Below are 23574 nucleotides of genomic sequence, written 5' to 3' on the forward strand. Positions count from 1 at the left end.
ATTACAAATCTCGCTTCTTTAATAATCTTAAGGACAAAAACACGAATATAGCAGTCCATCCTAATACGATAGCAATTTCATACCAATGCACGGCATAGTCATAAGCTAAATCGGCCTTTTCAGGAAATTTGGTCATCATAATACGCTGAATTGGTTGATCTATTAATTTGTACATAGACTCCAATGGCATAAAGTTTTTAACCTTGAAAGCCGTTTCTGCACTTCCAAAAATTTCATAAGCTCCCCAAAACACAAGCCATTCAACTATATAAAGCACGAATAAAAATGCTAAAGCAAATGCGGATCGCCTTAATAGCATGGCAAAAAATAAACAGAGTGTGAAGAATCCAACAAGCTTTACAAAATAGGCTAATAAGAACTCGGTTTCTCTAAAAATGATGCTCGCTTCCGTATAACTGGAATAGTACATGCCGATTATAAATGAAGCGACTGTAATTAAAACCGTTGCAAATAATGAGAAAAATACAATGGTATAAAATTTAGAGAGTATAAATTCTTTTTTACTTAAACCGTCAATTAAATTTTGCTTGATGGTTTTGTTGCTGTATTCATTTCCAATCATGCTCACGACAACAATAGCAAAGAAAAATTTGAAATACGATGCAAAAAAGGTCGTAATATGCCAGATTAATGGAAAATTAAAAATGCCTAATTCGCCTAATTCTAGAGTAAAAAATCCGAAGAAATTTATTTTTATGGAAGACAATACCAAAACCGTAAAAGGCAAAATGAATGAAATAAATATTAATATTTTATTCGTTCTGCTTAACAGTAATTTTTGCAATTCTAAATTTACTAGTCGTAACATGAGGTTGGTTTTGATAGGTTAGTTGTCTGTTAATTGTAAGAATTGTTCTTCAAGACTCTCTTTTCGTTTTACTAAATGCGTTAAAACAATACCGTTATCAAACAACAATTTGTTAACGCTTTTGGCATCCATAGGTTCATCTAGAAACGCTGTAATTAAACCGTCTTCAACTTTAATTTTTCCAAACATTTTTTTACTTTCCAAGAACGCCATTAAGTTATTGGTATCTTCTGCTTTAAGTTCCAGAAAACCATGACTAGATATCATTTCATCTACAGGGCCAGAATATAATTTTTCGCCTTTACGAAGAATGACCACGTGTGTACATACTTTTTCCACTTCGTCTAATAAATGAGACGCTAATAAAATAGTGGTGCCTTGGCTGGCAATTAATTGAATTAAACTTCTAATTTGATGAATTCCTTGCGGATCTAAACCATTTGTAGGTTCATCTAAAATCAGAATTTCTGGATCGTTTAATAAAGCTGATGCAATGGCTAAACGTTGCTTCATACCCAAAGAAAAGGTTTGAAACTTGCTATCTTTTCTATCTAAAAGTTTAACGAGTTCTAGCTTTTCATCTATTTTACTAAAATCGACACCTTTAATTTTACATACCAATTTCAGGTTTTGATAAGCCGTCATGTATGGATAAAAATTTGGTCGCTCAATAATAGCACCTACTTTTTTTAAGGCATCATGTGTTGTGGTGTTACCATCAAACCAATGAAAGTCACCTGATGTTTTATTTACAACATTTAAAACGATGCCTAACGTGGTGGATTTTCCGCTACCATTAGGTCCTAGAATTCCGTAAACATTCCCTTTATTGATGGTGAATGATAAATCTTTAACAGCCGTAAGGAAGCCAAATTTTTTAGTCAGATTATTAATTGTCAGTATGGTTTCCAAAATAGTCTTGTTTTTGGTTAATGGTTACTTGTAGGACGAGCAAGTTATTAATTTGTTACATGCTACAATAAAAAAAGCTGGTTAAAAAATGATAAACTCTTGTCTAACTGAGCGCAGTCCAAGTTTTAGTGTTCTGGAAATCAAAACATTTCGACTGCGCTCAATGTGACATTTAGAATTATAATCACTTTTTAACCAGCTTCTATTATATAAGCTGTTTTTTATTTATCTACTTATCAGGAAATTTAGTTCCAGTTTTCGTCAAAATCTAAATTGTCATAATCGTCCACATCTAAATCGTCTTCAAATTCATTATAGTCGTCAAAACTTTCAGCTTCAAAGTTTTTTTCTGGCGCTTCATCAGGAATTTGACCATGAACAAACATGAGGTTTGGGTAATCTGTACCTTCTGTTTCTTCTACAATTTCAGCAAGTTCAACATAAAATGTCCACATGCTTAAAAAATCATAAACATAAATAAGTTTGTTCAATCCTTCATGAACGGTTTCTTTTAAAACCGTTCTACTCATCAGTTTTACTGGATTTAAGCCGTCGCTCATATCAAATAATGAAATTTCTTCACCTTGATTCCATTCATCATCAGACAAATAGAACGATGCCATTTCTGTACCATCAAATCCAAAGGATTGTGTAATGGTATTATGCAGGTCTTCCATGGTATCCGTTTCACGAATTTCTATATCGCGAAAAACGTCTTGATCCGTGTCGTTATCTAGTACTATTCGAAATCTGTATATCATAATTTTATTTATGCCGCAAAGGTAGTTATTTTAAAATTATTTGCTAAATCGATGCAGCGTAAATGTCATAGCTGAAAGCAAGAAAAATGCACCAACTTGATGTGCCACACCTAACCACAATGGAACTGCATAAATAATGGTTAATACGCCTAATAAAAATTGAAAACCGACTAAAATCAGCAAAGCATTTATACTTTTTTGTTGCACGTTTGTAAGGGTCATTTCACGAGCTTTAAACCATAATATAAATATGGATGCTACAACCAAATAAGCCAACGTTCTGTGAATAAATTGAATTCCACTTGGGTTTTCAATGAGGTTTTTATAAAACGGTTCTAAAATATAAACCGTGTGATGCATGAATTTGTCTTCATTCATAAAAGGCCAATGGTTATGCAGTAAACCAGCTTTTAAACCTGCCACAAATCCACCATAAATAATTTGAACAATGAGGATGAGGTAGCTAACAATAATAAGGTTTCTAAACTTTTTGTCAATGACTTTTTTATTTGGATACATTAAATCTAAAGCTACCCAAAGTGTTGCAGCAAAGGTTAAGAATGCCGTTGTTAAATGGGCTGCTAATCTGTAATGACTTACATCTGGCATGTCTACCAAACCACTTTTTACCATATACCAACCTAAAAAACCTTGAAAACCACCTAGTCCTAATAAAACCAAACATTTTTTGATCGTACTTTTTGTAAGTTGCTTGCGAAATAGAAAATATAAAAAAGGAATAATAAAGACTAATCCTATTACTCTGCCAATTAACCTATGAAACCATTCCCAAAAATATATACCCTTAAAATCTTCTAACGTAAAGTGTGAATGCAACTTTTGAAATTCCGGATATTGCTGATACAATGCAAAAGCATCTTGCCATTCCGCATCATTTAATGGCGGGATAGTTCCTGTTATAAGTTTGTAGTCGGACATAGATAAACCGGAATCTGTTAATCGGGTAATACCACCAACGACGACCATAATAAAAATAAGAACGCAACCTGTAAGGAGCCAGTAGATTACTTTTTTATTGTCTTTTTTCATTTTTTTTAAGTTTTCAGAGTTACAGAGTTTGAGAGTTTCAGAGTTTTGAAAAGGTTAGTTTTTTATTTTACGAATAAAACTGGAAAGCATCCGTTCAATTTCTCTACTGTCATTCTATAATTTATTAAAATTATCTTGTTTCAAAAACTTTAAATTGTAAGCTATTTCAAGTTGTGTTTGTAATTCAAACAGCGAACTTAAAGCAATGTTCAAAAAACGCAAATAATCTTTCTTTCCTTCTCTACCGTAACCTTCTGCGATATTACTCGGAATAGAGGTTGCAGATCTTTTTATTTGAGACGTTAACGCATACAATTCATCAGGCGGAAAAACCATTACTTCACTATAAATTAAAGTCACCAATGCCATAGACTTTTGCCAGACTAATAATTTTCTGAAGGTGCTATTTTTTGAACTTTCCATTTGTGAATTATGTTTTTTAGTGTCAAATTATTTTACCGCTTTACCGCTTTACCGCTTTACCGCTTTACCGCTTTGCCACTTTTCAACTTTGCCTCTTTGCAACTTATACTCGCGTCAACCCCAAACGTTCCCCTTCTTTCAACATGAGTTGAAAAGCCGCTTCATGTTCATTAGGAATATCACCTTCTAAAATGGCTTCTTTAATTTTTTCTTTAATGGTGCCGATTTCTCGTGAAGGTTTAATACCAAACGTTTCCATAATTTCTTCACCCGAAACCGGTGGTTGAAAATTTCGTACCTGATCACGTTCTTCAACTTCTACAATTTTATCACGTACAAGCTTAAAGTTATTGTGGTATTTCTGGAATTTCTTCGGATTTTTCGTGGTAATATCGGCTTCGCAAAGCGTCATTAAATCGTCCACATAATCACCTGCATCAAAAACCAAACGTCTCACAGCAGAATCTGAAACCATATCATCCGCAAGTGCAATAGGTCTAGAACTCATAAACACCATTTTTTGCACAAATTTCATTTTATCATTCAAAGGCATTTTCAAGCGTTTGAATAAATGGTAAACCATTTTGGAGCCTTCAAATTCATGTGCATGAAAGGTCCAGCCATTTTTTTTATGAAAGCGTTTTGTGGGCGCTTTTCCAATATCATGTAATAAAGCAGCCCAACGGAGCCAAAGGTTATCCGTGTTTTCTGAAATATTATCAACGACTTCTAATGTGTGATAAAAATTATCTTTATGACGTTGCCCTTCAATTTCATCAATACCTTTTAAAGCAGTTAGTTCAGGTAGTATTTGTTTTAATAACCCCGTTTCTTCTAACAATAAAAAACCAATGGACGGTTTTGGCGATTCTAAAATTTTATTCAGTTCAACAACTATGCGTTCGTTTGTAATAATCTCTAATCGGTGATTGTTTTTTGTAATGGCATGTAACGAATCTGGTTCAATAGTAAAGTGTAACTGTGTTGCAAAACGGATGGCACGCATCATACGTAACGGATCGTCACTATATGTAATATCTGGATCTAGAGGTGTGCGGATTATTTTGTTTTCCAAATCTTGAACACCTTTAAAAGGATCTGACAAATCGCTAAAATTAGATTTGTTCAAACTCAACGCTAAAGCATTTATGGTAAAGTCACGACGATTTTGATCATCTTCCAGCGTGCCATTTTCTACAACAGGATTTCGGCTGTCTTCATGGTAACTTTCTTTACGAGCGCCTACAAATTCTATTTCTATATCTTCAAAACGCAACATGGCAGTTCCGTACGTTTTAAATACTTGAACTTTAGGTTTATTTGGAAGGTTTTTAGCCACTTGTCGGGCCAATTCAATGCCACTTCCAACGGCTACAATATCAATATCCTTTGGATTTCCACGTTTCAGAAGAAAATCGCGAACAAAACCACCAATCACATAACAGTCAACCTGTAATTCTTCAGCAGATTTTGAAATGGTTTCAAATATAGAATGCTCTAATGCGTTTTTATAATTCATAAGTTTCAAATTCCCTGTCTGATTGATTAACAGACACTCTTCGCATTCAAAATCCCAAATTGAATTTCAGGAATTTACTACTTGAATATTGAAGGTTTATGGCCTAACTACTTCAACTTTTCCGTCCTTATTTAATTTAATAATTGTGGAAGGCTGTGTGTTGATTTTTTCGTTTTGCAAATTTACAACATAGTCCACATCTTTTAAAATGTCTGCATGTATTTCTTTGAATGATTTTGGCGATGGATAATCACTCATATTTGCTGAAGTTGAAACAATGGGTTTTTGGAATAATTCAACTAATTCGTAAGCAAAACCTTTATGTACAATCCGGATGGCCAACGTATTATCTTGGGCTACTAAATTTGGTGCCACTAAACGTGGTTTATTATAAATTATAGTCGTTGGTTTTGATGCCGTTTCTAAAAACTTTAAAGCTGCTTCTGGTACATCTTCAATATAGGTTTTAAGCATTTCCAAACTAGATACTAAACAGATTAAGGCTTTACTTTCTACACGTTTTTTTAGCGCGTAAATTTCTGAAACGGCTTTGGTGTCTGTAGCATCACAGCCCAATCCCCAAATGGTATCTGTAGGGTAGAGGATGGTTTTACCTTGTTGCAGATTCTCTAAAGCTGTATACAATTCTGACATGCGGTTATGATTTGTTTTTAATTGTAAAAGTCCGTCATGGTTCTAATAAAAGCATCTCGGCCACTTTTTTCAATAATATAATTCCTGATGGTTTCTGGGGAAAAAACTAATTCTTTATTTTTTATTTTCAGCAGATTTTCGGCAATAGCTTCTGCATCTTTCAAATTGACCAAAACACCAGTTTCTTCTGTTATGGAGTCTTCTACACCGCCACTTTTTGTTGCTATAACGGGTTTGCCACATAGCATGGCTTCCCTAACGGCAACACCATAAGTTTCAGCTACACTTGTGGAAACAAAAACATGACACGATTGCAATTTGGTATTTATTTCCGCTCGTGTGAGTTGCGGATAGAATGTGCATTTATCAAACACCTGATATTTTTTAGCCAAGGTTTCAAAATGTGAACTGTTGGCTTTGCTGCTATCACTAAAGGAGTCGTTACCAATAATAATGGCTTCAAAATCATCTTCACAAATAGTTTGAAAAGCTTCTAAACTCCTAAAAAACGTTTCAGTATCTTTTATTAAATGTGGATAGCTTATGGTTAAAATGGTGAATTTAGTATTTGTCTGTTTTGTATTTATTTCAAATTTATTTTCATCCATTAGATTCCAAATAATTGTTGGATTGCAATCCATGCTATTCATCAAAATACAACGTTGTTGGTGGTAACTAACAGTTCCAATTTTAGAGGCATTTTCAACAGCTTCACGAATGCCTTTTTGAACGTACTTCTTATAGTAATTGAGAAGAAATATTTGATGTTCAATAATTACAAAAGGAATGCCATTTGTTTTCGATAAATAGTGTGCATAAATACCACCATTAGCACTGCATTGTGCATGAATAAGTTCAGGCTGCCAAAGTGTTGTAATGGTTTTAAAAGCCTGCTGATACTTCTCTTTGCTAGACTTAAGTTTCCGTTTTTCTGGCCATTTTTTATAATGATAAATAGGAAAGGAGAATGCTTCAGGCTCTTGTTTTAAGTATGTTTTATTTAAGCCGTTTTTTTTACTAAAAAGTTGCGTAAAACGAATAGATAGATATTTAAAAAGTCCCACCTCATGCGCTACACCAAAAAGGATTTTTATGTCGAATCCATTTGTATTCAAAAGATGTGCCTGCTCCCGAAAAAATGTCCCAACCAATTCATTATCAGAGTTTGGATACCAAGAAGGGATAATTAGGATTTTTTTAGGCATATTTTTTGAACTTTATAACCGTAAAATTATACATTTAGGAAGCAAATCTTTCAATTATAAAAAAAAATATTTTTATAGCTATTAGAACGCGAAGTTTGTTAATTTTGTTTTGATGATAAACGTTACACAATCCTTTCTACCACCAATCCAAGAGTTTGAAGCCATTTTAAAACGTGCTTGGGATAAAAAATGGATGACTAATAGAGGTGAATTACTTCTAGAATTAGAATCTAAATTATCTACATATTTAGGTGTTTCCAACTTTTTTATAACCACTAATGGAACCTTGCCGTTACAAATTGCATTGAAAACATTAGGCATTACAAAGGAAGTGATCACCACGCCATTTAGTTACGTGGCAACAACATCGGCTATTATTTGGGAAAACTGCACGCCTGTTTTTGTGGATATTGAACGCGATATGCTGACCATAGATCCAGTAAAAATAGAAGCAGCAATTACCGAAAACACCGAAGCTATTTTAGCAACACATGTGTTTGGAAATCCTTGTGATGTGGAAGCTATTCAGGCAATTGCTGAAAAATACAATTTGAAAGTTATTTATGATGCAGCACATTGTTTTGCTGTAACCTATAAAGGTAAATCCATTTTTGAGTATGGTGATATAATTTCCACCAGTTTTCATTCAACCAAATTATTTCATACAGGTGAAGGTGGTGCCATATTTGTTCCTAATGATGCGCTTTATAAAAAATGTTATTATCATCATAATTTTGGACATAATGGACCATTAGAATATCATGGTTTGGGAATAAATGCCAAAGCTTCAGAAATGCAAGCTGCTATGGGTTTAAGCGTACTTCCTTATATTGATACTATTATTGCCAAGCGCAAACTTTTAACTGAAACGTATGAGTCTTTACTAAAAGACAATGCGAATGTGTCGCTTTTTGGCTTTAGAGAATTTGCAGAGAAAAATTACTCGTATATGCCTGTTATTTTTAAAGATGAAGCCTTTATGCAACTGGTTTTAGAAAAATTAGCAGCTCTAAAAATATATCCTCGACGCTATTTTTATCCGTCATTAAATAAGTTGCCTTATTTAGAAAAATCGGTGAGCATGCCGATTTCTGAAGATATTTGCAGTAAAATTCTTTGTTTACCCTTATATTTCGAATTAGAAAAACAGCAAGTTGCAGAAATCTGTAACGTTATTAATTCTCTGTAAATGATTGTACTTGGTGCAAAAGGTCACGCAAAAGATGTTTTAGTTGTTTTAAATGAAACGATAACAGTAGAATCTGCTTTATCCTTTTTTGATGATTATACAAAACCTGAAGAAGCACTTTTTTTAGGAAAATATCCTATTATACATTCTTTAAATAAAATTGATTTTAGTGCAAATCCACATTTTGTTTCGGCTATTGGAACACCGCATTTACGCAAACAAGTGGTAGAAAAATTTAAAAAAGCAGGAGGTATTTATCAAACGGTTATTTCAAAGCATGCCATTATTGGTGCTTTGGATGTTCAAATTGGTCAAGGATCCAATATTATGCCTTTTGTATTTATTAGTAATAGCGTTCAAATGGGTGAAGGTTGCTTGATTAATACATCGGCGCAAATTCATCATGATGTTAAAATTGGTAATTATTGTGATGTATCTCCAGGTGCCAAAATTTTAGGTCGTGTAACCATTGGGAACAATTGCAATATTGGTTCAGGTGCTATAATTTTGCCAAATATTATTTTAGGCGATAATGTAACCGTAGGAGCTGGAAGTGTGGTTGTAGAAAACTGCTTAACAGAAAATACCATTGTTGGAATTCCTGGAAAGCTAAAAAATAAATAAGCATGAAACCAGTATTAACTATATGTTGCACCACATTTAATCAGGAGAAATATATAGAACAAACGTTGGAAGGTTTCTATCTTCAGAAAACTAATTTTCCTATAGAAATTCAGATTCACGATGATGCATCAACCGATGGTACGCAAGCTATTTTAAAAAAGCACGCTGAAAAGGATCCACGAATTAAACTCATTCTTCAAACCGAAAATAAATATTCCCAACATATTATGCCTTGGTGGCATTACAGTTTTCCGCAAGCTGAAGGAAAATATATAGCTTTATGTGAAGGTGATGATTATTGGACAGATCCATTAAAAATTCAAAAGCAAGTCGATTTTTTAGAAGCAAATTCAGGTTATGTAATCTCTTGGACTAATTATCAAATATTTAATGGTAGTAGCTTTTCATCCAATGCATGGAATCACCAAACTGAAAACACAACCATTGATTATAACAATATATTCTCACCATATTGCACGTTAACTTTAACAGCTGTTTTTAAAAAAGAAGCTTTGGACTTAGCGCTTTTAAAATCCTTCAAATATTCAAAAGATAATTCACTTTATTTAGTATTACTACAAAAGGGGAAAGGTGTTTTTATGGATTTCGAAGCTGCTGTTTATCGCGTTCATCAAGGTGGTGTTTATTCTTTACAATCGGAATTCTTTAAAAATTATTCGTCTTATTTAAATGTAAAAGAAGTTACAGATGCCATTCCAGAATCGAAAACCGCTAACCTTAAGAAGGTAGTGAAATCGCTAGGAAATGCTACAGCTTTTGAAGTCTTGAAGTTGAAAAATGCTGGCCAAGATTTATCGGAAATCCAATTAAATTTCATGAAAAGCTATTTTCTGGAAGCCGATTTTAAAACGAAATTCAAATATTACAAACGCTTACTAAAATATCGACTTTCAAAATAAACATTTAAAGTAGAAATTTAGTTTGTCCATAGGTTTAAGCGCATTAAAAAAACCGGAATCATGTTTCACAAACTTATAAAACGTTTTGTCATAACTACCAGCATTTCTAATCGTGCGTACGATTGTTCTCTTAATATGATTTTCAAATAACGCTATATTATAAATCTGTAAATTTTTATTGTGTTCCAATAAATCTTTAGCAGCTTTAATGGTTTTTATAACGTGCTCTGATGCTTGATCCCGTTGCAATGAAACGGCATAAACATAAAATAAAATATCGGGATTTGAGGCTTGAATTCTCAACTGCTCTAATTGTTTCGTTTTAATGAGAATTTCAGACTTCCGAAGGTTAGCTTCTTTCGTCTGACTAATATTAGCATCATGCCAACGATATTTTAAAAGCGATTCTGGAATATTATGAAATTGGGTTCTAAAAATTAGTTGACTCCATAAGCCATAATCTTCAGCAGGAACATATTGATGTTCAAACCGTAAACCATTTAAAACAGATTTCCGGAACATAACCGTAGGGTTTCCAATACCACAACTGTGTAAAAATTGAACTTTTAGCGCGTCGTGTGAGACTTCGTGCTTGACAGTCTTCTCTTTTTTGTCGCCAAAAAATGTAAACCACGTGCCACAAACACCAACTTCAGAATGATTTTTCAAAAAGTCTAATTGTTTTTCAAATCGGGAAGGTAAGGCAATATCATCAGCATCAAGCAAGGCTATAAATTCTGTGGTGGCGCGTTCAATACCTTCATTTCGTAGGTTTGCTGGACCTTCATTTTTGGTTTTTGTAATAACGGTAATACGCGAATCTTGCTTTATATAAGTGTCTAGAATTTCTGACGTTTTATCAGTAGAATTATCATTTAAAACCAATATTGTAAAATCGGTAAATGTTTGATTCAGTAAACTGTCAATAGATTCTTTTAAGAATTTTTCGCCATTATAAACAGGCATAATTACAGTTAATGCAGACATTTATGGAGATTTTAGTACATTTTAGTAACAAAAGTAGTTATTTCTATGGCTTAAACTATATTTGTAAAAAATAATCCGCAATTATCCATGAAAAAAATTCACGTTGGTTTTTTACTTTCTTATGATTACGATAAACTAAAAAAATCCATTCCACCTGTTTATAAGGAATCGGATGCTATTTTTATTGCTATGGATCATAAGAGCAGAACGTGGTCTGGGGAAACCTTTGAAGTAGATCCAGCTTTTTTTGAATGGTTGGAAGCTTTTGATGTGGATAATAAGATTCAATTGTATAAAGATGATTTCTACGATGCGAATTTAATTGCCATTGAAAATGATAATCGCGAAAGGCACATGTTATCGCTTAAAATGGGTATTGGAAATTGGCTAGTACAAATTGATAGCGATGAGTATTTTGTAGATTTTGCAAACTATGTAAAAGACTTAAGACGCTTTGATAGTTATTTGGACAATCCTGAAAAAAAGAACATTCAAATTGCTGCCTATTTAATTAATTTATACAAGTATACCGATAATGGTGTGTTGTTTATTAAAGAGCCAACACGCGGGATTATTGCCACCAATTACCCGAATTATAAGGTTGCCAGAAATACCCGGAAGCGTATTGTTTACACACAAAATATTTTACTGCATGAAAGCATTGCTAGAGATGAAGCGGAACTGGTATTAAAATTGGATAATTGGGGACATAACATTGAAGTTCAGGATAAAGACGCTTTTTTAGAAAAATGGCGAACCACCAATAAATCCAACTATAAGGAACGTGAAAACTTCTTCTATATTGAACCCGAAAAATGGAAACATTTGGAGTTTTGTGAAGGGAATACGATTGAAGAAATTAGAAAAAATATTAATTTAGAAGGGATTATGCCGTCCAAATTTTTTATAGCGAAAAAGAATTTTGGTCAATATTTCAAACACTTATTTAAGTAGACTTTCGTAAACTTTTAAATACTGTTTAGCGGTTTCATCCCAAGAATACGAATTGGCATGCAGCTGCAGTTTCTCCTTGTATTCTGTTGGGTTTTCATTGTAGGTGGACATACCATGTTTGAGTATATCAGCCATATATTTAGGTTCAAAATGTGCCCAGTAAAATGCGTGTTTACCACCAACTTCTGGAAGCGAACTTTTATCAGATAAAAACACAGGTTTACCATATTGCATAGCTTCAATTGGGGGAATACCAAAGCCTTCTCGCAGAGACGGAAAGCAAAACGCATAACAGTTTTTTAAATAATAGGCTTTGTCTTCTTCACTAATTTTTCCTGTTAGAAATACGCGATTTTCAAGTTTTAAATCATCAACTAATTTCATGATTTCTTTGGCGTAATCGGTGGTATTTTTCCCTGAAATTATCAAACTCAATTCGGGAAGATGGGCAAGCATATCTACTAATGTGTGAAAGTTCTTTTTTTCTAAAAGTTCACCAATTGTAAATAGAAAATGGCCTTTTGGAAGCAATTCGGGTTTATGGTTTTTAGCTAACTCAAAAGGTTTTGAGCTGCCATTGTAAATAACATATTCAGGAACATTTGGTACTTTAAAATACCTATGGGTCATGCTTTTAGCATATTCTGAAATGTATGTAATAGCATGACTTCGCTTTAGTTTAGCATTGAAAAGTGCTACGCGTTTGTTTAAATCCTTTCCTGATAATTCTTCCATGAAATTGACATCATGAACCGTTAATACATACGGTATGTTTTTATAAGGTTCTACTTTGGTATTTTGATTTAAGGAATGCCATAAATCGTAAGGTTTTTTAATTCGGAATAATTTTTTTCGCTGTAAGGAATTGTATTTTTTATACGAAAACGTGCTACCAAATTCAGCTTCCAGCTTTTCAGGATGTTTACTAATTAACGTGATGTGGAAATCCAAGGCTTTTAAAATAGCCTGATTCTCATAAAAACCTTTAATAAGCTGATAGTTAAACTGACCAAACCCAAAGAAGAGATTATCAATATTATGAGATTCCAAACAAATTGTAGGCATACGAAAAGCTTTTGTGCAAATTATTAAAAATGAAATCGAACTGCTAATTTAATTCCGAATAAAAATAAAATAAATATTGTAATATTGTAGCATGAATTATACAGTGCATAAGGCGTTCTTAAAGGATAAGCAACAGCTTACATCTTACATTGAAAATTATGAAACGGCTGGTGAAAATTTTGGTAATCAGGATCGGAATTCGCTTAAATTATACGACTTAAACGGTTTAACTATTAATGTGAAATCTTTTAAAATCCCGAATTTGGTGAATCAGATTGCCTACCGGTTTTTTAGAAAAAGTAAAGCACAACGCTCTTTTGAATATGCTAATCGGCTCCTGCATTTAGGCATTGGAACACCGCAACCTATTGCTTTTTACGAGTATAAAACACCATTTTTATTTAAGAAAAGTTATTATATCAGTGAGCATTTACCCTATGATTTAACCTATCGTGAATTGACTTTCGACTTTAATATGCCGAATCACGAAGCTATTTTACGCGGCTTTACACGTTTCACATTTGGATTGCATAAAGCAGGTGTGAATTTTTTAGATCATTCGCCAGGAAATACGTTGATTCAATTAAACGATGGAGCGTATAAATTTTATTTAGTGGATTTAAACCGGATGGAATTTGGCGATATGGATTTTGAAACTCGTATAAAAAACTTTGCACGCTTAACGACTCACAGATCTATGGTGGAAGTCATGAGTGATGAATATGCAAAATTAGGAGGTTATGATTATAATCGCGTCTTTAATTTAATGTGGGAAGAAACCGAAGCATTTCAAAATCGGTTTCATAGAAAAAGACGTATTAAAAATAAGGTGTTCTTCTGGCGAAAAAAATAATACTATTTCAAGTTTCTTCGTAAAAGCCACAATTTCACATAGCGCATATAAACTACATAACCTTGAATAAAACCAATGGTTAAACCTACAACACCATCGCGAAATCCGCTTTGAACAATATAATGTTTGAAAAATCCCCAAAAGGGTTTAATCACGAAGTGATACGGATTTAGTTTTCCGGTTTTTTTATCGTAATCTTCGGCTTGTTTGGTTGCATATCGATTCATTTTTTCGATATAAGCATCCATAGTTGTGTATGTGTTGTGTGATAGTTTGGATTTTAAATGGCCAACAGATCCTTGAGCAACTATTTCTTCATGCACCAATTTATCTTCATATAAACAAAAATCACGTTTAAACAAACGGATAACTTTGTCATTTCGCCAACCGCTATAATTGACGCGTTTACCCATAAAATGGTTGATGCGGCCAATCCAAAAAGCAACATCTTGTTGTTCGGTACTTAAAACTTTAAGTATCTCTGTTTGTAATTCAGGTGTTATACGTTCGTCAGCATCAACAATTAAAACCCAATCATGTTTTGCTTGTGGAATTATCCAGTTTTTCTGTTCCGCATGATAGGAAAATTTTCGCTGAATAGCGGTAACATCCAATTCTAAAGCTTTTTCAAACGTGCCATCAGTACTTAAGCTATCAACCACAATAATTTCATCTGCAAAACGTACAGAATTTATAACGGATTCTATATTGAGAATCTCATCTTTGGTTATAATAATAGCTGTTAGTTTTTCCATATTACGAACGGAACATTTTTAGAAACCGATTTAACTTTCCATCAAATAAATCTGGTGTAAATTTATGATATAATTCCATGGCGTGTGGTTTCATATCTTTTTCAGTTTTCCCTTTGTATAATTCTGGTTTGTAATCCTTTAAATGTACGGATTCATTTACGGTTTTTTCCTCAAAAATATTCCAAGTTTCCTTATCAATCCAGGTTGAAAAAATGGTAAATGTCTTTATATTTAATGCTTTTGCCATATTTACAGCACCACCTTCATTGCCAATTAAAGCATGACAGTGTGCTGTGAGTGCTAAAAATTCTCGCAGACTTTTCCCAAATAAATTTAGATAAATATGGTTTTGTGTTTCCGGTTTACAGAGGTTAAAAATGGCTTGAGCATCGGCTTCCTGTTTTGGAATATAATTAAATAAAATCTGACCATCCGTTGTAGCTACAATTTGGTCAATTACTTGTGCCATGTATTCAAACGGATAGGTTTTATTGGAGCCACTTCCCAGCACACTAATCATAATAAGTGGTTTACCAAAGCTTATCCCGTTTGAAATTAAAAACTGTTTACTTGTTTCAAGCTCTTCAGAAGTTAAATAAATTTTAGGCTTAGCAGATGTGATAAAAACATCCAAAGGTTCCAACAACTGCAAACGATTCACTATTGCCAAACCACAAACTTCATGCGTTTGATTTGTGCGTTTTATATTATGATCATATATGAATGTTGAATAATGCTTGTAATATGAAATTTTAGTTTTAGAACCAGATAAAGCTGAAATTAGGTTACTAGATATTTTTGAATACACATCAACTACCACATTGTATTGTTCCTTTTTTACAGATTTAGTCAATGACCAAAGTGCCCTTTTGCTTTTTTCGGCTTCAGGTGTAAAGAAGATGAAATTATCAATAAAAGGATTGTTTTCAACAACAGGAAATGTGTGGGAATTGATTAAATAATCTAATTGCGCATTTGGATAACGTTCACGTAAAGCCTCAAATAAGACGCTAGATGTGAGTACATCACCAATCATTTTTTGTTGTATAATTAATACTTTCAAATGAATTTCTTTTACTAAAGTTAAAATGCGTTATTAGATTATTGGGTTAGTCAGTTGTTATGGCATTCCTACATAATAACCCAAAAACGCCTTATCATTAAAGACAAAAAGTAATAAACGTCAAGTTATTATATTTAAATTTTTAGCTGAACACTGAACACTGAACACTGAACACTGAACACTGAACATTGCTGCTGCAAACTACATTAAACCGCTACATCATATTCACGCAAAGCATCATTTAAAGATGTTTTTTTATTCGTGCTTTCTTTACGTTTTCCAATGATTAAAGCACAAGGTACTTGAAATTCACCAGCTTTAAATTTTTTGGTATAACTACCAGGAATTACAACAGAACGTGCAGGAACAACGCCTTTCATTTCAACAGGTTCATCACCCGTTACATCAATAATTTTAGTACTCATGGTTAAAACAACATTCGCGCCTAAAACGGCTTCTTTCTCTACTTTAACACCTTCAACAACTATACAGCGTGAACCAATAAAAGCGCCATCCTCTATAATAACTGGGGAAGCTTGAAGCGGTTCTAAAACACCACCAATACCAACACCTCCAGAAAGATGCACATTTTTACCTATTTGCGCACAACTACCTACTGTTGCCCAAGTGTCCACCATGGTTCCTTCATCTACATAAGCGCCAATGTTTACATAACTAGGCATTAAAATAACGCCTTTAGAAATATAAGCACCATGTCTTGCAACCGCATGCGGAACAACACGAATACCTTTATCTTTATAACCTGTTTTTAATGGGATTTTATCATGATATTCAAAAATACCGACTTCAAATGTTTCCATTTTCTGAATAGGGAAATAAAGCACCACGGCTTTTTTAACCCATTCATTTACTTTCCAACCTTTATCCGTTGGTTCGGCAACACGCAAGGTACCTTCATCCAATAAGTCAATAACACTTCGAATGCTATCTATGGTAATTGTATCGGTTAGTAATTCGCGATTATCCCACGCATTTTCTATAATTTGTTGTAGTTGCTTCATAATAATTTTACTAAAAAATTGAGCGTCTAAATGTATAATTCTTGCTCTTTTCACAAAGATAAAGTTATAATTGAATTCTTTATTACTGATTGCTTTTAAAAAATAGGTTTTCTGATTAAGTTTTAGTTTTAAATGGTAACTTTGCCACTATATGGGACGTATACTTGCAATAGATTTCGGAAAAGTTAGAACAGGAATAGCTGTTACAGATGAGATGCAAATAATAGCATCTGGCTTAACAACGGTAGATACCAAGAAGCTGATTAGCTTTTTAATGGACTATGTTAAAACGGAATCGGTTGAGTTATTTGTGGTTGGCGAACCCAAACAAATGAATAATCAGGCATCTGAAAGTGAAGCGCTTATTTTACCATTTTTAGAAAAGTTGCAAAAATCAATTCCTCAAATCCCTATTACACGTGTTGATGAGCGATTTACATCTAAAATGGCTTTTCAGACAATGATAGACAGTGGTTTATCTAAAAAGAAACGCCAAAATAAAGCATTGGTTGATGAAATTAGTGCTACATTAATTCTTCAAAGCTATTTGAGTTCTAAATAGCTTTCTTTTCTATAATTATATTGTAATTACGTTTATCTGGTATATTTGATAGATATACAGGATAGACTAGTTGGAATGTCGTTTTTATAAGTCGTTTGGCTAATATTTTTGATTGTCAGCTTTAGTAAGAATTATCTTTGTTGGAAACCTAATTAATTATATTATGAAAAAAAATTACATGTTAATGATGTTATTTGCATCGTTTTTCTTTTTTAATCAAGTACAAGCTCAGGTTTGTCCTGATAACGGATTTTCAAACTCAACTTCTTTATTTTTCTTTTACGATGCCGGAGCTCCACCATGTGTAGATAGACCAACGACTATCACTGTAGCTGGAAGCGTTTTTAACTTAATTACTTGTGATAGCTCGTCAGCAGTTTATGATATTGAGCCAGGCGATACGCCAATTATGGACACCACATCATTTACGGCAGACTTTGGAGCCGCAACTTGCGAGTACACCAATGGAAACTTGACAAATGAAACCTTATCTATAGAATCTATTGACAAAGCTTTAAATAATTTTGTTGTTTTTCCAAATCCTGTCGTTCAAGGAAATTCAGTTCATGTTGTTTTTGGTAGCAATCTGAATGCTCAAATCAATTTGTTTTCAGTAACAGGAAAGCGCGTTCTAACCAATACCGTTTCTAATTTAGCGAGAAAACAATTAGAAATTTCTAATTTACCGAATGGCGTTTACTTATTACAAGTTAAAAGTGGATCTTCTACCGTTTCAAAAAAGGTTGTAATTATGAAGTAGATATTCAAATTTTACAATGATATTTAAAAAGGCCTCTTGCAATTTGTAGGAGGCTTTTTTTATTACCCGTTCTTTAAAACTTTGTAGATGACTGAATCAAATATACGCATTAAGCTTCTTGATACACGAAATGGCATTGAGATGGCTAAACTATCATAACTATGCTAATAGGTCTATTAGGTTGTATTATTTCATATTAAGTTCTAGCTAATAAAGCATAGGAACTGTTACTCAATCGTTTCGTTTGAAAATCCAATTTACCGTTTATCGAACAGTGATGTTTTTGGTCTGTTTTTATAAGAATTTGAATATAATTATAACCTGCTACATCCCAATTTTGTTAGGGTTATCGATACTTTTTTTTATTGATATATCGATTAAATGTCATTTGTTAAGGTCTATCAACAGTGCGTTTATCGGTGAAATACACGGCTTTGTCTTGTTAACGATTATATCTCGTGTTTCAACAAATTAATTATATTCTTACCGTTTATCGATGTTATATTTGTCCTGTTCAATTAAAGCAACATAACAATGAAACAGTTTTTATTAATCGGAATTTTTACAGTATTAAGTTTAACAAGTATGCAAGCTCAGTCTTCAAATAAAACAGAAGATATTAAGAAAACAGAGCCGACTACCCAAGTTACTACAGATGTAAAAACGGATTCTATTGAGCTAGCTGCTAAAAAGAAGGATATCTTAACCAATAAGATTGAATCTAAATTAAACGGAAAAATAAATTTATTTGTTTTAAAAGAAACGCGACTTATTTGCTAAAAACATTGAATTTTATAAACATACACTACTAAACTCCTTTTTTAAAGGAGTTTTTTTATGGGTATAATTAAGAAGAATTGTATTTTTGCAGAGAATTATTAGATAAGAAAATCCATGATATTACCCGTTATAGCCTATGGCGATCCTGTATTAAAAAAAGTAGGAAAAGAAATAGCAAAAGATTATCCCAAACTAGACCAGTTATTAGATAACATGTATGAAACCATGTACAATGCGTTTGGTGTTGGTCTTGCTGCGCCACAAATAGGTTTAGATATTCGTTTGTTTTTAGTGGACACATCTCCTTTTGCGGAAGATGACGTGTTTACTGAAGAAGAACAAGCCTTCTTAAAAGATTTTAAGCAGACCTTTATTAATGCTAAAATACTGGAAGAAACTGGAGATGAATGGGCTTTTAATGAAGGTTGTTTAAGTATTCCAGATGTTCGGGAAGACGTGTTTAGAAAGCCAACAATAACTATTGAGTTTTACGATGAAAATTTTGAAAAGCATACCAAAACCTATGATGGGTTAGTAGCACGTGTTATTCAGCATGAATACGACCATATTGAAGGTGTTTTGTTTACAGATAAGCTATCATCATTAAAAAAACGATTAATAAAAAGTAAACTTTCAAACATTTCTAAAGGAAAAATTACTGTGGATTATCGCATGCGTTTCCCAAGTCAAAAAAAGAAACGATAATATTTGTTTAACATCAGTAAACGTTTGATATTTGCCCTCTTTAAAATGAAAATATGAGTCTAGAAAAAATATTATCAATAGCAGGAAAACCAGGATTGTATAAAATGATTGCCCAAACGCGAGGTGGCTTTGTTGCCGAGTCGCTGTTAGATGGTAAAAAAATGTCTGTTGGCATTCATCATAATGTAAGCATCTTGAGTGAAATTGCTATTTATACACTTACCGAAGAAAAACCGTTACGTGAGGTTTTTAAATTGATTAAAGAAAAAGAATCAGGTAACGAAACATCTGTTAGTCATAAAGAAAGTAAAGACAAATTAGAAGAATATTTCTTTGAAGTTTTATCAGATTATGATGAAGATCGTGTGTACGCTAGTGATATTAAAAAAATTATTCAGTGGTATAACTTACTTCAAAAAAATGACTTGTTAGATTTGGAGGCTGAAGCTGAAACCGAAGCTGTAACAGCTGACGAAGAAGAATAAGACCATTCATTATTTTGAATATAAAAAATCCAGTAATGCTTATGCGTTACTGGATTTTTTAGTTTGTTATAACTATAAAGACACTAAATTTAATTGTAATTTTATCAAAAACCAATTATGAATACCAGAGAAGATCAACTAAAAGCTTTCGATAGATTATTAACCATTATGGACGAGTTGCGTGCGCAATGTCCTTGGGATAAAAAGCAAACTATGGAAACTTTAAGGCACTTAACCATAGAAGAAACCTATGAATTAGGCGATGCTATTTTGGATAAAGATTTAGAGGAAGTCAAAAAGGAATTGGGTGATGTACTCTTGCATATTGTTTTTTATTCAAAAATTGGAAGCGAAACTAACGATTTTGATATAGCTGATGTTTGTAATGGCATTTGCGAGAAACTTATTCATAGACATCCACATATTTATGGTGATGTTAAAGTTGAAAATGAAGCGGATGTAAAACGAAACTGGGAAAATTTAAAACTTAAGGAAGGCAAAACGAGTGTCTTGGAAGGTGTGCCAAAAAGTTTGCCAGCATTGGTTAAGGCAAGCAGGATCCAGGAAAAAGTTGCAGGTGTTGGATTTGATTGGGAAGAACCAAATCAAGTTTGGGAAAAAGTGGAGGAGGAGCTTCAGGAATTTAAGGATGAAATTAACGCTGGCAACCAAGAAGCTATGGAAAGTGAGTTTGGCGATGTCATTTTTTCATTGGTAAACTACGCACGATTTTTAAAAATCAACCCTGAAAACGCTTTAGAGCGCACCAATAAAAAGTTTACCAAACGTTTTCAATACTTGGAAGCAAAAGCGAAATCTTTAAACAAAAACCTCAAAGACATGACATTGGATGAAATGGACGTCTTTTGGGAAGAAGCTAAAAAGCGGTAATTGAAAACCGTTTTTTTTTAGGTTTTCAAATATCTTAATTTTGGGAAGAAGCTAAAAGGAGGTAATTGAAAATCGTTTTTTTAGGTTTTCAAATATCTTAATTTTGGGAAGAAGCTAAAAAGCGGTAATTGAAAACCGTTTTTCAGGTTTGCAAATATTTTATTTCAGCTCCAGAGGAGCGAAATATTAATAGAAGAATAATATACAGATGAAACAAGCTCCAGAGGAGCGAAATATAATACGCATCGGATGTACATTATGTTTATGTCTCATCAGTTCGAGCGGAATCGAAAACTCTAAATGATCCATACTATTTTAAGCGAAAAGCGATTTTTAAAAAACTTTCAATCCAAAACATCCAAATCAATTTTCTGTGCGTATATATTATAATTGTACGTTGAAAAAGTAGATTAATAGCATAATCAAAAATATCTTTCCTTAAAACGTACATGTAGGTAGAATTAGTTGTTTAGGTTGGGACAAAACAACTATTAGTTAGTTTAGTTAGAAAAAATCCTGCTTGACGTTCTTATACGACAAGCAGGATTTTGTATTTAAGACTTTTATGTATGGAGCCGCTTTTCTAATATAATTCTTTAATTTTGCTCAACTTCGTTTTCCACAATTTCAAGTCTTGTTTGTGTTTTTCAATGTTTTTATGAACGTCTTGAACTAATGGATTTTCATCATTAACATTCTGAAAAAATTGCAAATTGTTTTCCAACTGATTTATTTCTGCTTTAACTTCAGTAATACGCTTTCTAATAAAAATGCGCTCATTGTCTAAATGTCTAGAATCTTGTGCATTATTAAGCGATTCTAACTTGGTTTCAAACTTGATTAGTTCGGCTTCATTTTTATTTAGATTCAATTTTTTAAATACACCATCCAATGCTTTATTTAGTTTTCCTTCAATATAACGCTTGTTTGAGGGAACATTACCAATCGACTTCCAGTTCTCAATAAAGGATTTTACAGTTGCCAAATCTGTTTCTTTTTCACCAGATAATTCCAAGGTTTTCAATTCCTCAAGCAATTGTACTTTTTTTGTAAATGCTTCATTACCTTCAGCGTTTACGGCATCTTTTGCTTTGTGTAAACGGTCAAAATAATAATTACAAGCTGTTTTAAATTGCTTCCAGATTTTATCACTATTCTTCCGTGGTACATGACCAATTTTCTTCCAATCGCTTTGAATTTTCTTCATTAACGCTGTAGTGGCTTCAAAATCGTCACTATTTTTATTGTCTTCAGCTTTTTGAATTAAATCCATTTTCATCTGAAGATTATCAAACTGCGACTTCTTTAAATTTTTATAAAAGGCATTTTTCTTGCGATTAAAGTTTCTTACCGCATCTTTAAATTTTGCCCAAGTTTCTTCATTTACTTTAATGGGCACTTTTCCAGCACTGAAAAACAAATTGCGAAATTGTTCCACAACTTTAATGCTATTTTGCCAACCATTATGTGAATCAGCTCCTTTTTCACTGATTTTATTGATCTGAACAATTATTTCATTTTTAACGTCTAAATTCTTCTCATAAACCTGATCTAATTCAGCAAAATGAACTTGGCGTCTGTCGTGAATGGTTTTGGTGGCAGCTTTGAAACGGTCCCAAACAGCTTCACGATGTTCTTTATCTACTGGACCCAATTCTTCCTTCCACATTTTATGCAGCACCTGTAATTCTCTGAATGCACGATTTAAATCTTCGTCTTGTGCTAACTCTTCTGCACGATCAATAATTTTTAATTTCTGATCTAAATTATGTTTGAAATCTAAATCGCGTAAATCCCGATTTAAATGTAGAAAATCGTAAAATACTTCAACATGATGATGGTAACTATTCCAAGCATTATTGTATTTGTCGCGTGGAATTGGACCAGCCGTTTTCCAACGATCTTGGAGGTCCTTAAAGTGTTTGTAGGTGGTATTTATATTTTCTTCATCATTAAACAACCCTTTAATTTCTTCAATAATCTGAAGCCTATTTGCTAGATTATCTTTTAGGTTATTTTCAATATTTTTATGATGCGTATGTAATTTACCCTTATAATCTTTATAAATATCCTTGAAATTCTTTTGAAGTGGACTGGAAAAAAAGAAATCGATTTCATTTCCGCCTTCGTTCAAAAATTCTTCTTTTTTCTCGTCAAGTAAGGTGTTAAATTGTGATTTAAATTCTGTACGAATTTCCTCTACTTGCTTTTTAATGGCTTGCACTTTTTGGTTTGTAACCAAATGTTCCAACTCGGTCACCAAAGCTTCCATAGACATTTTATCATAGTCTTTTTCTTCTATATGATGTCTGTCTGCATTGCCTTCATCTTCCGCATCTTCAGCGTTAGATTCTTCAATTTCATTAATTACTTCATCATGATCTTCGGTAACAGCTTCTTCTGTTTTTTCAGTTTCAACGGGTGTTTCAGCTTCTACAGGTGTTTCTATTTCTGTTTTTTCTAATGATTCTGAAGGTGAAGACTCGCTAGAAACTTCCTGATTTTCTTGAATGTTTTCAGTAGTTTCTGGTTGTAATTCCTCTGGTTTTCCATCTGCTTTTGGCAGGTTATCGTGCTCTGACATTTTGTAAATGTGTTAGTTTTTT

25 protein-coding genes are annotated in these 23574 nt (G+C 33.0%); 11 read left to right on the forward strand and 14 right to left on the reverse strand.

The window, feature by feature from the left end; genetic code table 11:
- Window position 1: 1 nt before the first annotated feature.
- The 8 genes from ES675_RS13010 to ES675_RS13045 form a co-directional block, all read right to left on the reverse strand.
- Entirely contained in the window at window positions 2-829 is an 828-nt protein-coding gene (locus ES675_RS13010) for an ABC transporter permease (protein WP_066254941.1), read from the reverse strand.
- 18 nt (window positions 830-847) lie between these two features.
- Window positions 848-1741: an ABC transporter ATP-binding protein gene (locus ES675_RS13015; protein WP_066254944.1), complete on the reverse strand. Its 894-nt coding sequence runs from the start codon at window positions 1739-1741 to the stop codon at window positions 848-850.
- A 245-nt stretch (window positions 1742-1986) separates the two neighbouring features.
- The gene (locus ES675_RS13020; protein ID WP_066254950.1) at window positions 1987-2502 is read right to left on the reverse strand and encodes an IS1096 element passenger TnpR family protein; all 516 of its coding nucleotides are present in this window, start codon (window positions 2500-2502) and stop codon (window positions 1987-1989) included.
- Window positions 2503-2538: 36 nt separating this feature from the next.
- Window positions 2539-3552 (reverse strand): COX15/CtaA family protein, encoded by a 1014-nt coding sequence (locus ES675_RS13025; protein WP_148367491.1) that lies wholly within the window; start codon window positions 3550-3552, stop codon window positions 2539-2541.
- Between the two features lie 114 nt (window positions 3553-3666).
- Window positions 3667-3975, reverse strand: coding sequence for a four helix bundle protein (locus ES675_RS13030; protein WP_082985980.1), 309 nt, complete (start codon window positions 3973-3975; stop codon window positions 3667-3669).
- A 103-nt stretch (window positions 3976-4078) separates the two neighbouring features.
- On the reverse strand, window positions 4079-5494 hold the full coding sequence (locus ES675_RS13035; protein WP_066254956.1) for a CCA tRNA nucleotidyltransferase: 1416 nt from the start codon (window positions 5492-5494) through the stop codon (window positions 4079-4081).
- A gap of 96 nt (window positions 5495-5590) precedes the next feature.
- Window positions 5591-6148: an L-threonylcarbamoyladenylate synthase gene (locus ES675_RS13040; protein ID WP_066254960.1), complete on the reverse strand. Its 558-nt coding sequence runs from the start codon at window positions 6146-6148 to the stop codon at window positions 5591-5593.
- 17 nt (window positions 6149-6165) lie between these two features.
- Window positions 6166-7353 carry a glycosyltransferase gene (locus tag ES675_RS13045; protein ID WP_066254966.1) on the reverse strand — a complete coding sequence of 396 codons (1188 nt, stop codon included), beginning with the start codon at window positions 7351-7353 and terminating at the stop codon, window positions 6166-6168.
- A 112-nt stretch (window positions 7354-7465) separates the two neighbouring features.
- On the opposite strand from ES675_RS13045, the gene ES675_RS13050 reads away from it, so the two are divergent.
- From ES675_RS13050 to ES675_RS13060, 3 genes are read left to right on the forward strand one after another with little or no spacing between them, the layout of a single operon-like run.
- On the forward strand, window positions 7466-8542 hold the full coding sequence (locus tag ES675_RS13050) for a DegT/DnrJ/EryC1/StrS family aminotransferase (RefSeq protein ID WP_066254969.1): 1077 nt from the start codon (window positions 7466-7468) through the stop codon (window positions 8540-8542).
- Window positions 8543-9166 carry a NeuD/PglB/VioB family sugar acetyltransferase gene (locus tag ES675_RS13055; RefSeq protein ID WP_066254972.1) on the forward strand — a complete coding sequence of 208 codons (624 nt, stop codon included), beginning with the start codon at window positions 8543-8545 and terminating at the stop codon, window positions 9164-9166.
- Between the two features lie 2 nt (window positions 9167-9168).
- A complete protein-coding gene (locus ES675_RS13060) occupies window positions 9169-10086 on the forward strand; it encodes a glycosyltransferase family 2 protein (protein WP_066254974.1) in 918 nt (305 codons plus the stop codon).
- On the opposite strand, the gene ES675_RS13065 is transcribed toward ES675_RS13060, so the two are convergent.
- Entirely contained in the window at window positions 10078-11073 is a 996-nt protein-coding gene (locus ES675_RS13065) for a glycosyltransferase family 2 protein (protein ID WP_066254977.1), read from the reverse strand. The two genes, ES675_RS13060 and ES675_RS13065, sit on opposite strands and share 9 nt — an antisense overlap.
- An 87-nt stretch (window positions 11074-11160) precedes the next feature.
- Between ES675_RS13065 and ES675_RS13070 the strand changes: the two genes are divergently transcribed.
- Window positions 11161-12027: a hypothetical protein gene (locus ES675_RS13070; RefSeq protein ID WP_066254980.1), complete on the forward strand. Its 867-nt coding sequence runs from the start codon at window positions 11161-11163 to the stop codon at window positions 12025-12027.
- On the opposite strand, the gene ES675_RS13075 is transcribed toward ES675_RS13070, so the two are convergent.
- Window positions 12016-13092, reverse strand: coding sequence for a glycosyltransferase family 4 protein (locus tag ES675_RS13075; protein WP_066254985.1), 1077 nt, complete (start codon window positions 13090-13092; stop codon window positions 12016-12018). The genes ES675_RS13070 and ES675_RS13075 overlap by 12 nt on opposite strands.
- A 91-nt stretch (window positions 13093-13183) precedes the next feature.
- Here ES675_RS13075 and ES675_RS13080 point away from each other — a divergent pair, with 91 nt between their 5' ends.
- Window positions 13184-13945, forward strand: coding sequence for a lipopolysaccharide kinase InaA family protein (locus ES675_RS13080; protein WP_066254987.1), 762 nt, complete (start codon window positions 13184-13186; stop codon window positions 13943-13945).
- A gap of 2 nt (window positions 13946-13947) precedes the next feature.
- On the opposite strand, the gene ES675_RS13085 is transcribed toward ES675_RS13080, so the two are convergent.
- The 3 genes from ES675_RS13085 to ES675_RS13095 form a co-directional block, all read right to left on the reverse strand.
- Window positions 13948-14700: a glycosyltransferase family 2 protein gene (locus ES675_RS13085; RefSeq protein ID WP_066254991.1), complete on the reverse strand. Its 753-nt coding sequence runs from the start codon at window positions 14698-14700 to the stop codon at window positions 13948-13950.
- Window position 14701: 1 nt separating this feature from the next.
- Window positions 14702-15763 carry a glycosyltransferase family 9 protein gene (locus ES675_RS13090; RefSeq protein WP_066254994.1) on the reverse strand — a complete coding sequence of 354 codons (1062 nt, stop codon included), beginning with the start codon at window positions 15761-15763 and terminating at the stop codon, window positions 14702-14704.
- 206 nt (window positions 15764-15969) lie between these two features.
- A complete protein-coding gene (locus ES675_RS13095) occupies window positions 15970-16785 on the reverse strand; it encodes a 2,3,4,5-tetrahydropyridine-2,6-dicarboxylate N-succinyltransferase (protein WP_066254997.1) in 816 nt (271 codons plus the stop codon).
- 151 nt (window positions 16786-16936) lie between these two features.
- Here ES675_RS13095 and ruvX point away from each other — a divergent pair, with 151 nt between their 5' ends.
- From ruvX to mazG, 6 genes are all read left to right on the forward strand, one after another.
- On the forward strand, window positions 16937-17347 hold the full coding sequence (ruvX, locus tag ES675_RS13100) for a Holliday junction resolvase RuvX (protein WP_066255004.1): 411 nt from the start codon (window positions 16937-16939) through the stop codon (window positions 17345-17347).
- 163 nt (window positions 17348-17510) lie between these two features.
- Entirely contained in the window at window positions 17511-18107 is a 597-nt protein-coding gene (locus ES675_RS13105; RefSeq protein WP_066255006.1) for a T9SS type A sorting domain-containing protein, read from the forward strand.
- Window positions 18108-18641: 534 nt separating this feature from the next.
- Window positions 18642-18887, forward strand: coding sequence for a hypothetical protein (locus tag ES675_RS13110; RefSeq protein WP_066255008.1), 246 nt, complete (start codon window positions 18642-18644; stop codon window positions 18885-18887).
- A gap of 114 nt (window positions 18888-19001) precedes the next feature.
- A complete protein-coding gene (def, locus tag ES675_RS13115; protein WP_066255011.1) occupies window positions 19002-19592 on the forward strand; it encodes a peptide deformylase in 591 nt (196 codons plus the stop codon).
- A 53-nt stretch (window positions 19593-19645) separates the two neighbouring features.
- Window positions 19646-20077 carry a DUF5606 family protein gene (locus tag ES675_RS13120; protein WP_066255014.1) on the forward strand — a complete coding sequence of 144 codons (432 nt, stop codon included), beginning with the start codon at window positions 19646-19648 and terminating at the stop codon, window positions 20075-20077.
- 117 nt (window positions 20078-20194) lie between these two features.
- The gene (mazG, locus tag ES675_RS13125) at window positions 20195-20968 is read left to right on the forward strand and encodes a nucleoside triphosphate pyrophosphohydrolase (protein WP_066255505.1); all 774 of its coding nucleotides are present in this window, start codon (window positions 20195-20197) and stop codon (window positions 20966-20968) included.
- A gap of 583 nt (window positions 20969-21551) precedes the next feature.
- On the opposite strand, the gene ES675_RS13130 is transcribed toward mazG, so the two are convergent.
- Window positions 21552-23552 carry a DUF349 domain-containing protein gene (locus ES675_RS13130; RefSeq protein ID WP_066255509.1) on the reverse strand — a complete coding sequence of 667 codons (2001 nt, stop codon included), beginning with the start codon at window positions 23550-23552 and terminating at the stop codon, window positions 21552-21554.
- Window positions 23553-23574: the final 22 nt, after the last annotated feature.

The organism is Algorimicrobium algoritergicola (assembly GCF_008086165.1).
Classification (GTDB): domain Bacteria; phylum Bacteroidota; class Bacteroidia; order Flavobacteriales; family Flavobacteriaceae; genus Algorimicrobium; species Algorimicrobium algoritergicola.

What these genes read in the sequence shown, in the direction of transcription:
- ES675_RS13085 (WP_066254991.1), bottom strand. Translation starts at nt 14,700, where the DNA reads ATGGAAAAACTAACAGCTATTATTATAACCAAAGATGAGATTCTCAAT.
- mazG (WP_066255505.1), top strand. Translation starts at nt 20,195, where the DNA reads ATGAATACCAGAGAAGATCAACTAAAAGCTTTCGATAGATTATTAACC.
- ES675_RS13030 (WP_082985980.1), bottom strand. Translation starts at nt 3,975, where the DNA reads ATGGAAAGTTCAAAAAATAGCACCTTCAGAAAATTATTAGTCTGGCAA.
- ES675_RS13065 (WP_066254977.1), bottom strand. Translation starts at nt 11,073, where the DNA reads ATGTCTGCATTAACTGTAATTATGCCTGTTTATAATGGCGAAAAATTC.
- ES675_RS13050 (WP_066254969.1), top strand. Translation starts at nt 7,466, where the DNA reads ATGATAAACGTTACACAATCCTTTCTACCACCAATCCAAGAGTTTGAA.
- ES675_RS13040 (WP_066254960.1), bottom strand. Translation starts at nt 6,148, where the DNA reads ATGTCAGAATTGTATACAGCTTTAGAGAATCTGCAACAAGGTAAAACC.
- ES675_RS13025 (WP_148367491.1), bottom strand. Translation starts at nt 3,552, where the DNA reads ATGAAAAAAGACAATAAAAAAGTAATCTACTGGCTCCTTACAGGTTGC.
- ES675_RS13060 (WP_066254974.1), top strand. Translation starts at nt 9,169, where the DNA reads ATGAAACCAGTATTAACTATATGTTGCACCACATTTAATCAGGAGAAA.
- ES675_RS13020 (WP_066254950.1), bottom strand. Translation starts at nt 2,502, where the DNA reads ATGATATACAGATTTCGAATAGTACTAGATAACGACACGGATCAAGAC.
- ES675_RS13035 (WP_066254956.1), bottom strand. Translation starts at nt 5,494, where the DNA reads ATGAATTATAAAAACGCATTAGAGCATTCTATATTTGAAACCATTTCA.
- ES675_RS13130 (WP_066255509.1), bottom strand. Translation starts at nt 23,552, where the DNA reads ATGTCAGAGCACGATAACCTGCCAAAAGCAGATGGAAAACCAGAGGAA.
- ES675_RS13120 (WP_066255014.1), top strand. Translation starts at nt 19,646, where the DNA reads ATGAGTCTAGAAAAAATATTATCAATAGCAGGAAAACCAGGATTGTAT.
- ES675_RS13055 (WP_066254972.1), top strand. Translation starts at nt 8,543, where the DNA reads ATGATTGTACTTGGTGCAAAAGGTCACGCAAAAGATGTTTTAGTTGTT.
- ES675_RS13070 (WP_066254980.1), top strand. Translation starts at nt 11,161, where the DNA reads ATGAAAAAAATTCACGTTGGTTTTTTACTTTCTTATGATTACGATAAA.
- ES675_RS13110 (WP_066255008.1), top strand. Translation starts at nt 18,642, where the DNA reads ATGAAACAGTTTTTATTAATCGGAATTTTTACAGTATTAAGTTTAACA.
- ES675_RS13045 (WP_066254966.1), bottom strand. Translation starts at nt 7,353, where the DNA reads ATGCCTAAAAAAATCCTAATTATCCCTTCTTGGTATCCAAACTCTGAT.
- def (WP_066255011.1), top strand. Translation starts at nt 19,002, where the DNA reads ATGATATTACCCGTTATAGCCTATGGCGATCCTGTATTAAAAAAAGTA.
- ES675_RS13075 (WP_066254985.1), bottom strand. Translation starts at nt 13,092, where the DNA reads ATGCCTACAATTTGTTTGGAATCTCATAATATTGATAATCTCTTCTTT.
- ES675_RS13010 (WP_066254941.1), bottom strand. Translation starts at nt 829, where the DNA reads ATGTTACGACTAGTAAATTTAGAATTGCAAAAATTACTGTTAAGCAGA.
- ES675_RS13105 (WP_066255006.1), top strand. Translation starts at nt 17,511, where the DNA reads ATGAAAAAAAATTACATGTTAATGATGTTATTTGCATCGTTTTTCTTT.
- ES675_RS13080 (WP_066254987.1), top strand. Translation starts at nt 13,184, where the DNA reads ATGAATTATACAGTGCATAAGGCGTTCTTAAAGGATAAGCAACAGCTT.
- ES675_RS13095 (WP_066254997.1), bottom strand. Translation starts at nt 16,785, where the DNA reads ATGAAGCAACTACAACAAATTATAGAAAATGCGTGGGATAATCGCGAA.
- ruvX (WP_066255004.1), top strand. Translation starts at nt 16,937, where the DNA reads ATGGGACGTATACTTGCAATAGATTTCGGAAAAGTTAGAACAGGAATA.